The sequence below is a fragment of the Pseudokineococcus sp. 5B2Z-1 genome (assembly GCF_037482305.1).
Lineage (GTDB): Bacteria > Actinomycetota > Actinomycetes > Actinomycetales > Quadrisphaeraceae > Pseudokineococcus.
In genome coordinates this window covers 6,546-19,267 of the sequence record NZ_JBBHZG010000001.1, presented here as the reverse complement: position 1 = coordinate 19,267, position 12,722 = coordinate 6,546, and the positions used below count along the sequence as shown (strand labels likewise).

Genomic DNA, 12,722 nt, shown 5'->3' with positions numbered 1-12,722 from the left:
GCCCGGCGACGCCGGGGCGCGCGACGGCGGGGGCGGGACCGGCGACGAGGGCACCCCGGCCGTCGCCGGCCCGCTGCGCGAGGCCCACCTGCTCGACTTCGGCCTGCGGTACACCGCCGGGGAGTGGGCGCGGGAGGCCCCGCCCGGGCGCCCCGGCGAGCTGCTCGAGGACGCCTTCTGGCAGGCGTGGCGGGGCAGCACGGAGTCCGACGGGCTGGACCGCCTCGTCCTCGCCGCCGGCCTCACGTGGCGCCAGGTCTCGGTGCTGCGCGCCTACGTCAAGTACCTGCGCCAGGCCGGGCTGCCCTTCAGCCAGACCTACGTCGAGCGGACGCTCCTCGCGCACACCGGCATCGTCCGCGGGCTGCTCGAGCTCTTCGCCGCGCGCTTCGACCCCGACCTGCCCGCCGGGGCGGGCGGCATCTCGGCCGGGGGGCCGTCGGCCGAGGACCTCGAGGAGACCGGCGTGGACCCGGCCGCGCTCGCCGACGACGTCACGCCCGCCCGCGCCGTCGCGGCCGCCCGGGTCGCCGCGCGCGTGCGCGCCGCGCTCGGCGAGGTGGACGGCCTCGACGCCGACCGCACCCTGCGCGCCGTGCTGTCACTGGTCCTCGCGACGACCCGGACCAACGCCTTCCAGCGCGACCCCGAGGTCGACGGGCCCCAGGTCGACGGGCGCGAGGTCGACGGGCGCAGGGAGGAGGAGGGCCCGGGCGCGGACGACGCGGAGCGCCCCGGCGCCCGGGACGGCCGGGCGGCGCTGGCCTTCAAGCTCGACCCGCGGCTCGTGCCCGAGCTGCCCCAGCCGCGCCCCGTGCACGAGATCTGGGTCTGCTCCCCGCGCGTCGAGGGCGTGCACCTGCGCTTCGGCGACGTCGCCCGCGGCGGCCTGCGCTGGAGCGACCGCCGCGAGGACTTCCGCACCGAGGTGCTCGGCCTCGTCCGCGCGCAGGTCGTCAAGAACGCCGTCATCGTGCCGACGGGCGCCAAGGGCGGCTTCGTGGCCAAGCGGCTGCTCGCGTCGTCGACGACGGGGGCGCCGGCGCCCGAGGTGGGGCGCGAGGAGCGGGCCGCCGAGGGCCGGGCCTGCTACGCCGCCTTCGTCCACGGGATGCTCGACGTCACCGACGACCTGGCGCCGGCCGAGGGAGGTCGTCGCGCCGTCCGCCCGCCCGAGCGGGTCGTGCGCCACGACGCCGACGACCCCTACCTCGTCGTGGCCGCCGACAAGGGCACGGCCACCTTCTCCGACCTCGCCAACGCCGTCGCGGCCGAGCACGGCTTCTGGCTCGGCGACGCCTTCGCCTCCGGCGGGTCGGTCGGGTACGACCACAAGGCCATGGGCATCACGGCCCGCGGCGCCTGGGTCAGCGTCCGGCGCCACTTCCGCGAGCTCGGCCACGACGTGCAGGCCGAGCCCTTCACCTGCGTCGGCGTCGGCGACATGAGCGGCGACGTCTTCGGCAACGGGATGCTGCTGTCGACGCGGACCCGCCTCGTGGCGGCCTTCGACCACCGGCACGTCTTCCTCGACCCCGACCCCGACCCGGAGCGGTCGTGGGCCGAGCGCGCGCGGCTCTTCCGGCTGCCGCGCTCGTCCTGGGACGACTACGACCGCTCGCTGCTGTCCGAGGGCGGCGCCGTCGTGCCGCGCACGGCCAAGTCCGTCCCGATCACCCCGCAGGTGCGGGCGGTGCTCGGGCTGCCGGCGTCGACGACGGCGATGACGCCGCCCGAGCTCATCCGGGCGGTCCTCCAGGCGCCCGTCGACCTGCTGTGGAACGGCGGCATCGGCACCTACGTCAAGGCGTCCACCGAGACCCACGCCGACGCGGGCGACAAGGCCAACGACGCCATCCGCGTCAACGGCGCCGACCTGCGGTGCGCCGTCGTCGGCGAGGGCGGCAACCTCGGCCTCACCCAGCGCGGCCGCGTCGAGGCCGCCCTGCACGGGGTGGCGCTCAACACCGACGCGATCGACAACTCCGCCGGGGTCGACTGCTCCGACCACGAGGTCAACATCAAGGTCCTCCTCGACCAGGTGGTGGCCGCCGGGGACCTCGACCGCACCGAGCGCGACGCGCTGCTGCTGGCGATGACGGAGGACGTCGGGCGCCTGGTGCTCACCGACAACGACGAGCAGAACACCCTGCTCGGCGACGTGCGGGTGCTCGCGCCGAGCCTGCTGCCCGTGCACCACCGCTTCGTGCAGCGCCTCGAGCGCGACGGGCACCTCGACCGGGCGCTGGAGGCGCTGCCCGACGACGCGGGCTTCGCCGCCCGCGCCGACGACGGCCTGGGCCTCACCACGCCGGAGTCCAGCGTCCTGCTGGCGCTCGCCAAGACCACTCTCTCCGCCGAGGTCCTGGCGTCCGACGTCCCCGACGAGCCGTGGGCCCAGCAGATGCTGCGGGACTACTTCCCGTCGGCGCTCGTCGAGCGCTTCGGCGGGCGGCTCGAGGAGCACCCGCTGCGGCGCCAGGTGGTGACGACCTGCCTCGTCAACGACCTCGTCAACCGCGGCGGCATCACCTTCGCCTTCCGCTCGACCGAGGAGACGGGGGCGTCCTCGGCCTCGGTCGTGCGGGCCTACGCCGTCGCCCGCGCCGTCTTCGACGCGCCCGGCGTCTACACCGCGATCCGCGCCCAGGACGGCCGCGTGCCCACCGCCGCGCAGACCCGGGCGACGCAGGAGCTGCGCCGCCTGCTCGACCGGGCCGTGCGCTGGTACGTCCACAACCGCTCGGGCGCGCTCGACGTCGCCGCCGAGGTCGCGGCCGCGGAGCCCGTCGTCGCCCGCTACCGCGGGCGCGTGGGGCAGCTGCTGCGCGGCCGCGAGCGCTCGCGCTTCGACCGGCAGGCGGGCTCCCTCGTCGCGGACGGCTTCCCCGAGCCGCTGGCGGCCCACGTCGCGGGGCTGCTCGACGAGTACGACCTCCTCGACGTCGCCCGGACGGCGTCGGCCACCGGCGCCCCGGTCGACGACGTCGCAGCGGTGCACTTCGCCCTCTCCGAGCGCTACGGCGTCGACGACCTGCTGGGGCAGATCGCCTCGCTGCCGCGCGAGGACCGCTGGCAGACCCTGGCCCGCGGGGCCCTGCGCGACGACCTCTACGCGGCCCTGGACACCCTCGTCCACGCCGTCCTGGCCCACGACGGCGCGCAGGGGGTCCCCTCCGCCGAGGGCCCCGCTGCGGCCGCGGGCACGGCGGTCGAGCGCGCCGACGCCCGCGTCGAGGCGTGGGAGGCGGCGCACCCGGGGCCGCTGGAGCGGGCGCGCCGGGTGCTCGACGAGGTGCGGCGCCTGGAGCGCGGTGACATCGCGCCCCTGTCGGTCGCGCTGCGGCTGCTGCGGGGGGCGGTGCGCTCCAGCTCGCTGTAGCGAGCGGCGGCCACCAGGCCGTCGGACCGCCGCCCGGCCCGGCGCCGGGCGCGCGCCGTAGGGTCGGCGCGTGCCCACGATGAGCGACCTGCTGCGCGACGCCACGGACCTCGAGCCCGTGGACGCCGAGTGGCTGCGGCTGCTCGTCGGCGACTGGCAGATGGTCTCGGACCTGGCCTTCGCCGACCTCGTCCTGTGGGTGCCCGCCTCCGGCGGGGAGGACTGGGTCGCCGTCGCGCACTGCCGCCCGTCCACCGGCCCGACGGCGTACTACGACGACCAGGTGGGCCGCCGGGTGCCGCGGGGGCGGCGCCCGCTCGTCGACGAGGCGTGGGCCACGCGGCAGGTCGTCAGCGAGGGCGAGCCCGAGCACGACGAGGACTCGGCCGTCCGGACGACCACGGCGCCGGTCCAGCGCGCGGGCCGGCGCGTCGCCGTCCTGTCCCGTCACACGACGGCCGTGTCCCTGCGGATGCCGAGTCGGCTCGAGCTCACGTACATGGCCTGCGCCGACGTGCTCATGGGCATGGTCGCCGAGGGCCGCTTCCCGAACCAGGACACCCCCAGCACGCACCGCCGCGGCTCCCCGCGCGTCGGCGACGGCCTCGTGCGCGTGGACGCCGACGGCGTCGTCCTCTACGCGAGCCCCAACGCGCAGGCGGTCTTCCACCGTCTCGGGCTCATCGGCCAGCTCGCCGGGCGGCTGCTGCCCGAGGTGACGAGCGAGCTCATCGACACGAGCGGCCCCGTGGACGAGTCGCTGCCGATCGTGCTCCTGGGGAAGGCGCCGTGGCGGGCCGACGTCGAGACGCGCGGCGCCGCCCTGTCGCTGCGCGCGGTGCCGCTCGTCGAGGACGGCGTCCGCGTCGGCGGGCTCGTCCTGTGCCGCGACGTCACCGAGCTGCGGGGCCGCGAGCTCGAGCTCATCTCCAAGGACGCCACCATCCGGGAGATCCACCACCGGGTGAAGAACAACCTGCAGACGGTCGCCGCGCTGCTGCGCCTGCAGTCGCGGCGCATCGAGTCCCCGGACGCGAAGGCGGCCCTGGCGGAGGCGATGCGGCGCGTGTCCACCATCGCCCTCGTGCACGACACGCTGTCGCAGACCCACGACGCGTCCGTCGACTTCGACGCGCTCGTCGACACCGGGCTCCTCCTCGCCGCCGAGGTGGCGACCCCCGGCGCGCGCGCCAAGGCGCGCCGCACGGGCTCCTTCGGGCTCGTGGACCCCAACGACGCGACGCCGCTGGCGCTCGTCATCACCGAGCTGGTCACCAACGCCGTCGAGCACGGGCTGGCCGACCGCGACGGGACGGTCGAGGTCCGCGCCGAGCGCGACGGCGCCCGCCTCGACCTCGCGGTGTGCGACGACGGCGTGGGGCTGCCCGCCGACTTCCGCGTCGGCGCCCGCGCGCCCGGCGGCGGGGGCCTGGGCAGCCGCATCGTGCAGACGCTCGTGCGGGGCGAGCTGCGCGGCGACATCCGGTGGGAGAACCGCGACGACGGCCCGGGCACGGCCGTGCGCGTGCGCTGCCGGCTGGGCGAGGTGGCGGTGCGCTGAGCCCCTGCCCGTGCCGGCGCGGTGAGGCCGTCGCCGTCACGGCGCGGTGCGGGGACCCCGGACGCGGCGAGGCCCCCGGTCCCGTGCGGGACCGGGGGCCTCGGGCCGCGGCGGTGGGCCGTGGCGAGCCGGCGAGGTGTCAGCCGGCGCGACGGGCGCGCGCGGCGCGGCGCTTGAGCGCGCGGCGCTCGTCCTCCGACATGCCGCCCCAGACGCCCGCGTCCTGGCCGTTCTCGATGGCCCACTGCAGGCAGGTGTCCACGACGGGGCAGCGCTTGCAGATCGCCTTGGCCTCCTCGATCTGCAGCAGGGCCGGGCCCGTGTTGCCGATGGGGAAGAAGAGTTCGGGGTCCTCGTCGAGGCAGGCGGACTTGTCGCGCCAGTCCATGGGTGGTCCTCCAGGTCGGTCGTGCGGCGGTGGTCGTGTGCGGCGGGACGGGCTCGGACCTCCCGCGCTTGTGAAGGTCTTCACGAGCGTGTCCCACGAAAAGGGGCCCCGCCGAAGCGGTGCCCCTCGTCCTGGGACGAGGATCACAGAGGGGGAGCCGTTCCTCAAGGGTTCACACGCTGGGAACTTCCTGCGTGTCGGCCCGGCTCCCGCTCGGAACCGCCCGGGGTCGGGGCGGCCGGTGGCCCTCCCGACGGCGGGCCGCACCGGGGTCCTCCGGCGTCCGCTCATGGTCGCTGCGGCCTGCAACGGTCGCCACCGGAGACGTGTTCCCGGGCGCAGCAGGACCGGCGCCTGGTCGTCGTCACCCGGTCGTGGCGGAGCGCCTGGCTACCGTGGGGGCGTGGTCGGCCCCAGCGCGAACGAGCAGCGGCCCGGCGGCCCGGAGGACCGGGGGACCGGGCGTGAAGTCGACGAGCCGGTCGGGGCCGCCGCCCCGGCCGTCCGCCTCGTGGTCGCGGGCCTCGTGGTCGAGGCGATGCTCCTCGTGGCCGTCGCCGTCCTCTACGTCGTCGGCACGGGCGAGGGTCTCGCCGCGTCGGCCGGCCTCGCCGTCGGCACGACGGTGCTGACCCTCGCCCTGGCGGCCCTGCTCGGCGGCTGCGCGGTCGGCATGGCGCGGGGCCGCCGGCGCGGCCGGGCGCCGGCGCTCGTCTGGCAGCTCCTCCAGCTGCTCGTCGCCGTGCAGGTGGTGCTCGCCGAGACGAGCGGCTCGAGCACCTGGTGGGCGGCGCTCGGGGTGGCGGCCCTGGCGGCGGTCGTCGGCCTGGCCCTCGCCAGCGGCGCCGTGACGCGGGCGCTGCCGGCCGCGCGCCCGGAGGAGGACGGCACCCTGCTCTGAGGCCGGGGGCCCACGGGTCGCCCGACCGCGCGGGGAGCCGCGGGGCCGGGGCTAGTCGGCCAGGCGGTCGCGCAGCTGGGCCAGCGTGCGCGCCAGGAGGCGGGAGACGTGCATCTGCGAGATGCCGACCTCCGCCGCGATCTGGCTCTGCGACATACCGCGCACGAAGCGCAGCGCGAGGATGCGCCGCTCGCGGGCGGGCAGCGCCTCCAGCAGGGGGCGAAGGACGGCGCGGTCCTCGACCTCCGCGAGCCCGGCGTCCTCGGCCGCCCACTGCGAGGGGGCGTCGTCGTCGAGGGGGACGGTGGCGTAGGCGCCCGCCGACTCCAGCGCGGCCAGCACGACCTCCTCGTCGAGCCCGCAGGCGCGGGCCACCTCGGCGACCGTGGGGGCGCGCCCGAGGGACTGCACGAGGGCGGCGCGCGCGTCCGCGACGGCGCGACCGTGCTCCTGCAGCCGCCGCGGGACGCGCACGGCCCAGCCGCGGTCGCGGAAGTGCCGGCGGATCTCGCCGAGGACGTGGGGCACGGCGAAGGCGCCGAGGGGCACGCCGCGACCCGGGTCGAAGCGGTCGACGGCGGTGAGCAGGCCGATGGTGCCGACCTGCACGAGGTCGTCGTAGGGCTCGCCGCGCCCGGTGTAGCGGCGGGCCAGCGCCTCGACGAGGGACAGGTGCGCCGCGACGACGCGGTCGCGGGCGGCCGCCCGCGCCGGGTCCCCGGCGTCCAGGCGCACCAGCGCGTCCACCGCGGCCTGCTGGGGCGTGGTCGACGCCGGGGCGGTCTCCAGGGGCGCCACCGCGACGGGAGCCACGTCGACGGGGGCCGGCTGGAGGGGAGCCGCCTCGACGGGAGCCGCCTCGATGGGGGGAGGCGGGGCGGGCGCGGGCACGCGGGCCGGGGCGGCGGTGGGCCGAGTGCCCCGCGGCGCGGGTGCGGGCGTCCGCGCGGCGAGCGCCGCGCTCGTCCCCGGCGCCCGGCGCCGAGGACGTCCGGCCGGCGTCACGCCGCGCCCCCGGTCACGTGCACGAGCCGGATGGTGCTGCCCTGGGGCGTGCGGTCGGTGCGCACCTCGCCGACGAGCGCCTCGAGGACGGCCCACGCGACGGCCCCCCGCTCCGGGAGGTGGCTCGCCGGGCCGCGCACCTCGACGACGAGGCGCTCGGGCGAGACGTCGAAGGAGGCCTCGAGCACCGCGTCCGCCCCGGGCGGTCGCCGCGGCGGCTCCTCGTGGTGGCCCGCAGCGGCCGGGGCGAGCAGCAGCGAGGCGGCCTCGTCCACGGCGATGCGCAGGTCCTCCACGTCGTCGACGCTGAGGTCGAGGCGGGCCGCCAGGGCCGCCGCCGTGGTCCGCAGCACCGACAGGTAGGCCGGGTCGGCCGGCAGCCGGAGCTCGACGCGTCCCGGCGGCGTCACCGGAGCCGCCTCGCGCGGCGCCGGACCGGAGGTCCGCCCCGAGGTGGGACGTGCCTCGACGGGAGGCGGGCCGGAGAGGTCGACCGACGGCACCAGGGGACGCGCGGCCCCGGCTGCGTCGTGCTCGACCCTCGCCATGGACGTCGCCCTCGCCGTCTGCTCGTGCAGGGGCGCGGTCCCACCACCTGCTGAGGAGACATCATCCACGCCGAGGGGCGAGCGGGCCAGGGTCGGTCACGCAGGACGCACGACGACGGGCCGCTCACGCCGGGGCGGCCGTCCCCGGCGCGCCGGGGGCCGCCGCGCCCCCGGCCAGCGCGGCCAGGGCGCCCCGGTCCAGCCGCCACGTGGTCCAGTCCTCGAGGGGCGAGGCGCCCAGGGCGGCGTAGAAGCCGCGCGCGGGCTCGTTCCATTCGAGCACGGACCACTCGAGGCGGGCTCCGCCGCGCCGCGAGCACTCGAGCGCCAGGGCCTCCAGCAGGGCGCGCCCGTGACCGCGGCCGCGCTCGTCGGGGCGCACGACGAGGTCCTCCAGCCAGACGCCCGGTCGTCCGCGCCACGTCGAGTACGTCGTCCACCACAGGGCCATGCCGACGACCTCGCCGCCGACCTCGGCGACGAGGCACCCGGCGACGGCGTCAGGGCCGAAGAGGGCTCGCCGCAGGTCGTCCGCAGACGCCTCGACGGCGTCGGGCTCATGCTCGTCCAGCGCCAGCCGCCGGACGAGGCCGTCGAGGGCGGGGACGTCCTCGGGGCGGGCGGGGCGCACCACGCGACCTGCCGCGCCACGGTCCCGGGCCGGGTCGTCCGGCCCCTGCTCCGCCGTCCCACCGGGGGGTGGCTGCACGCCCTGCGGCGCGCCGGCCTGCGGTGCCTCGCCCACGTCGTCTCCTGCTCGTCGTCACCGGCGGACGGCCTGAGGTGCTCCTCGCCGCCCGCTCCTGCGGCGGGAGCGCCTCGCGCCCCGCGGCAGCAGCAGAGGCTGCCGCGCCGGGCCCGCACGCCCGGGCGCCGGGGACCCCGGACGCCCGCGTCCGCAGCAGACCACACGCCGGTGGCCCGGCGCCGCGGCGCGCCCGACGTCGTGGGCTCGCGCCCCCGGCGAGGGTGCCAGCGCCGGGACCCTGCGCGCCGTCCTCGCCGTCCTCGCCGTCCTCGCCGTCCGCGCAGACCAGGCCGTCCGGAGCGGCCGCGAGGACCGGGCCGGCCGCGAGGACCGGGCCGGCCGCGAGGACCGGGTCGGCCGTGCGGACCGGGCCGGGGCGGGCGACCTCAGGCACCGGTCGGTGCGCCCGGCGCGCCCGCCCGAGCGCCGGTGGTGGCGTCGGGCACGGCCACCTGGACGACGAAGGGGCGCCCGCGCCGCACGAGGAGGCCCCGACCGGGTGGCCCGGCCGGCCACCGCACGCCCGGCGGCAGCCCCAGCAGGTCGCCGTCGGCCGCGCCCGGGCTGCCCAGGAGCAGGCCGCTGCGCGTCCGCCGGCCGGCCGCGAGCAGCCCGCCGGCGCGCGCCCCGGCGACGGCGGTGCGGGTGGCGACGACGACGAGGTCGCCGGGCCGGAGGAGCTCCCGCGCGCGCTCGGGCGACCCGTCCTGCTCGCCCACGCCCGTCCCGTCGCCGCCCTCTCCGTCACCGTCCTCCTCGCCGTCGGCCGCCGGGGCCACCGCCCGGCCGCCTCCGGCCGGACCGGCCGCCTCGGCCGCCCGGGCCAGCGCCCGCCCGAGCGCCGTGCCCTCGAGGAGCTCGGCGTCGTCGACGAGGAGGACGAGCGGCTCGGCGCCCGAGCGTCGCCGCAGCGCGTCCTCGAGCCGTGCGGCGGCCGCCTCGCCGCCGTCCCCGACCGCCGGCCGCAGCGCTCGGCCACCGGGGGGCGCGGTGGCCGCGCCTGCGGGGCTCAGGAGCACGCTGGCCCACCCGGCCGCCGCGGCCGAGCGCTCGAGGACCGCGAGCACCGTGGAGCGGCCGCTCCCCGGTGCGCCGAGCACCGACCACACGGGGCCGTCGCGGTCGGGTCGGACGTCGGCGAGCGGGGTGCCGCCCAGGGGACCGGGGGTGCCCCGGGCGTCCTCGGGGGCGCCCAGGCCGGCGAGGCCGAGGAGCAGCCGCGGCTCCGCGCCCCCGCTCGCGCGTCCTCCCGCGCGCCCACCCGGGGGGCAGCTGGAGCCTCGGCCCGCACGGCCACCGGCGACGCCCTCCGACCCGTCCGCCGGAGCCCACCGGGGCACGGCGGCGCCGGGGGCCGGTCGGGGCGACGGCAACAGCGGGCCGGGGGGCGCGGGTAGGGCGTGCAGCTCGTCCGCGGTGACCCGCCGCGGCAGGGGCGGCAGGCGCGGCGCCCGGCGCACGTCCCTCGCCCCCAGGACCGGGGTCCGGTCGCCCCCGCCGACCTGACCGCCCGGCAGGGGACCCACGCGGGCCACCTGCACCTCCTGCGGCTCCGCCGGCGCGCCGCCGGGGCCGGCGGCCGCTCGCACGAGCACGCCGCGTCCGGGCGGCGCGCCGGGGCCGGGGGCGCTGCGCGCGGGCAGGCCGGCGAGGACGGCGTCGACCGGGTCGGCGAGGCCCAGGACGACCCTCTCCGCGAAGGCCGCGCCGGTGCGACCGCCGAGCACCCGCGGGTCGGCGGTCATGGCGACGAGGACCCCGGCGGCGGGCCCCTCCCGCAGGAGGCGGTGCAGCAGGTCGGTGCACGCGCCGCCCTGCGCGGACTCCCACGACGCCTGGACGACCTCCCACCCGTCGACGACGAGGACGACGACGGGCCCGTCCGGCCCGTGGGGTGCGCCCCCGCCCGCGGCCGCGCCCCGGCGGGCGTCGACCAGGGAGGCGAGGTGCTCGAGGACCCGCCGGGCGTGCTCCTCGTCGTCGTGGGCCACCACGGACGCCACCGCGGGCAGGTCGACGGCGTCCGCGAGACCACCAGCCGGGTCGACGACGTGCACGACGACCCCGTCGGCGCCCGCCGCGGCGGCGGCCGCCACGAGCGCCCGCGCGGCGCCCGTGCGCCCCGACCGGGGCCCGCCGACCACGAGCAGGTGCGACCGGCGCGCGAGGTCCCACGCCAGCGGCCGCTGCTCCTGCGCCTCCGGGTCGTCGAGGAGACCCCAGCGCAGGAGGGGCCCGGCGTCCCCGGGCGCCGCCGCGGGCAGCGCGACCTCGGTCGGGAGCGGGGGCAGCCACGGGCTCGGTGGGGCCTCGCCACCGGCGGAGCGCCACGCCGAGGCCGCCGCGGCCACCAGGCGGCCGAGGTCGTCCTCGTCCTCCGCGGCACCACGGCCACCCGGCGGCGACGCGGGGGCCTCCGCGGGGACGGTGCCTTCGCCCGCGACGGCGCGGACGCGGGCGGCGCGCGGCCCGGCGCCGCCCGTGGAGGCCACCTGGACCTCCTCCAGCGGACCGCCGCCGACGCGCCACAGCGACCGGCCCGGCACGTCGGGCGGCAGGTGCGCCGCCGCGCGGGACTCGACGACGTCGAGGGAGTCGTGCTCGTCGCGGACGCGCAGGGCGACGCGGAGGTTGACGTTCGCCGCGACGTCCGGCCCGACGACGCCCGCCGGGCGCTGCGTGGCGAGGACGAGGTGGATCCCCAGCGACCGCCCGACGGCCGCCAGGCGCACGAGGCCCTCGACGAAGTCGGGCAGCTCCTCGGCGAGGACGCGGTACTCGTCGACGACGAGGACGAGCCGCCCCAGGGCCGGGTCGCCCGGGCGCCGGCGCGCCCGGTAGGCGCGCAGGTCCTCCGCGCCCGCCGCCCGCAGCAGCCGCTCGCGCCGGGCGACCTCCGCCCCCAGCGAGCGCAGCGCGCGGGCGGTCAGCGCGTGGTCCAGGTCGGTCACGAGCCCGGCGACGTGCGGAAGCCCCGCGACGCCGGCGAAGGCCGCGCCGCCCTTGTAGTCGACGAGCACGAAGGAGAGGTCGACGGGGGAGTGGTGCACCGCGAGGGAGGTCACGAGCGTCCGCAGCAGCTCGCTCTTGCCGGCACCCGTCGTCCCCGCGACGAGGGCGTGGGGGCCGTCGGCGTCCAGGTCCAGGAGCCGGGGCCCGGCGGCGTCCCGCCCGACGGGCACGGCGGTGGACCCGCCCGCGGCCGACGTGGCGCGCCAGGTCCGCGCCACGTCGTCGGGCGTGGGCGCCCGTCCGTCCCCCATCAGGTCGACGAGGCGGGCGCTGCGCGGCGCGCCCGCCGTCCCGCCGGGGGGCTGCGCCTCCCGCAGCGGGGCCGCCGCCCGTGCCGCACGGGCGGCCGTGGCCGCCGAGACGCCGGTCGCGGTCCCCTGCAGCACCCCGTGCGGCCCGCTCACGCGCACCCCCGTGGCTCCTTCCCCGCCGAGCGCCACGAGGGCTGCGCAGCCGTCGGGCAGCGACCCCGTGCCACGGGCGAGGGCCACCGCGAGCACCCCGGCGGGTGCTCCGGCTCGCAGCAGCCGCACGAGGCCGGGGGTGGAGCGGACCTGCTCGTCGTCGTCGACGACGAGCAGCGTGCGCGGCGCCGTCCGGCCGGACGAGGCGGTCGCGGGCCGGTCGGCGCGGGCCTCGGCGTCCGCGAGGAGCCGGGCGACGGCGTCCTCGCGCTCGCCGCGCTCCGCGAGGACGCCGGCCGGGCCGACCGAGGGCAGCCAGCGCGCCCAGTCCCAGCGGCCGTCGGTCCCCGCTCCCGCGCCGGGCGCGGCGAGCACCAGCACGCGCACGTCGGACGGCGCGTGGAGGCCGGCCACCTGCAGGACGACCCACCGCGCGGTGGCGAGCACGGCGTCCGGCGACCCGACGACGCCCGCCGGGGCCGCGGCCAGGAGGTCGACGGCCAGCGGCACGTCGCGCAGGAGCGGGCGGTGGGTCGTCGGCTCGCGCCCGTCCTCCTCCACGACGACGCGGGTGGATGACGGCGCCTCGCCCGTGCCGACCGATACCAGGACCGGCCCGCCGCGGGCGCGCTCCCACAGCCGGCCGCCGGCGCAGGACAGGGCGAGGACGACGTCCGAGGCCCCGGGCGAGGCGGCGCGCGAGACCGTCTCCTCGGCGCGGACAGCTCGCTCGGCCTCCGCCCGCGCCGCCCGCGCGAGCCGGGCGGCGCGGG

At 79.3% G+C, this 12,722-nt stretch carries 8 protein-coding genes; 3 read left to right on the top strand and 5 right to left on the bottom strand.

The features are described 5' to 3' along the window. Nucleotides 1-3,382 (top strand): NAD-glutamate dehydrogenase domain-containing protein (locus WDV85_RS00080; protein WP_339568690.1); only part of this gene is annotated, 3,382 nt, incomplete at its 5' end. 79 nt (nt 3,383-3,461) lie between these two features. After that, complete coding sequence (locus WDV85_RS00075; RefSeq protein ID WP_339569429.1) at nt 3,462-4,943, top strand: sensor histidine kinase; 1,482 nt, start codon at nt 3,462-3,464, stop codon at nt 4,941-4,943. Nucleotides 4,944-5,082: 139 nt separating this feature from the next. Here WDV85_RS00075 and WDV85_RS00070 read toward each other — a convergent pair whose 3' ends face one another. After that, nucleotides 5,083-5,331, bottom strand: coding sequence for a WhiB family transcriptional regulator (locus WDV85_RS00070; protein WP_171202901.1), 249 nt, complete (start codon nt 5,329-5,331; stop codon nt 5,083-5,085). A gap of 403 nt (nt 5,332-5,734) precedes the next feature. Between WDV85_RS00070 and WDV85_RS00065 the strand changes: the two genes are divergently transcribed. Next, a complete protein-coding gene (locus tag WDV85_RS00065) occupies nt 5,735-6,232 on the top strand; it encodes a hypothetical protein (RefSeq protein ID WP_339568689.1) in 498 nt (165 codons plus the stop codon). A 51-nt stretch (nt 6,233-6,283) separates the two neighbouring features. On the opposite strand, the gene WDV85_RS00060 is transcribed toward WDV85_RS00065, so the two are convergent. The 4 genes from WDV85_RS00060 to WDV85_RS00045 form a co-directional block, all read right to left on the bottom strand. After that, the gene (locus tag WDV85_RS00060; protein WP_339568688.1) at nt 6,284-7,045 is read right to left on the bottom strand and encodes a SigB/SigF/SigG family RNA polymerase sigma factor; all 762 of its coding nucleotides are present in this window, start codon (nt 7,043-7,045) and stop codon (nt 6,284-6,286) included. A 188-nt stretch (nt 7,046-7,233) separates the two neighbouring features. Further along, complete coding sequence (locus tag WDV85_RS00055; protein WP_339568687.1) at nt 7,234-7,647, bottom strand: ATP-binding protein; 414 nt, start codon at nt 7,645-7,647, stop codon at nt 7,234-7,236. 262 nt (nt 7,648-7,909) lie between these two features. Beyond that, nucleotides 7,910-8,416: a GNAT family N-acetyltransferase gene (locus WDV85_RS00050; RefSeq protein WP_339568686.1), complete on the bottom strand. Its 507-nt coding sequence runs from the start codon at nt 8,414-8,416 to the stop codon at nt 7,910-7,912. Between the two features lie 503 nt (nt 8,417-8,919). Then, the coding region (locus tag WDV85_RS00045) for an FtsK/SpoIIIE domain-containing protein (RefSeq protein WP_339568685.1) at nt 8,920-12,722 on the bottom strand (3,803 nt) is incomplete at its 5' end.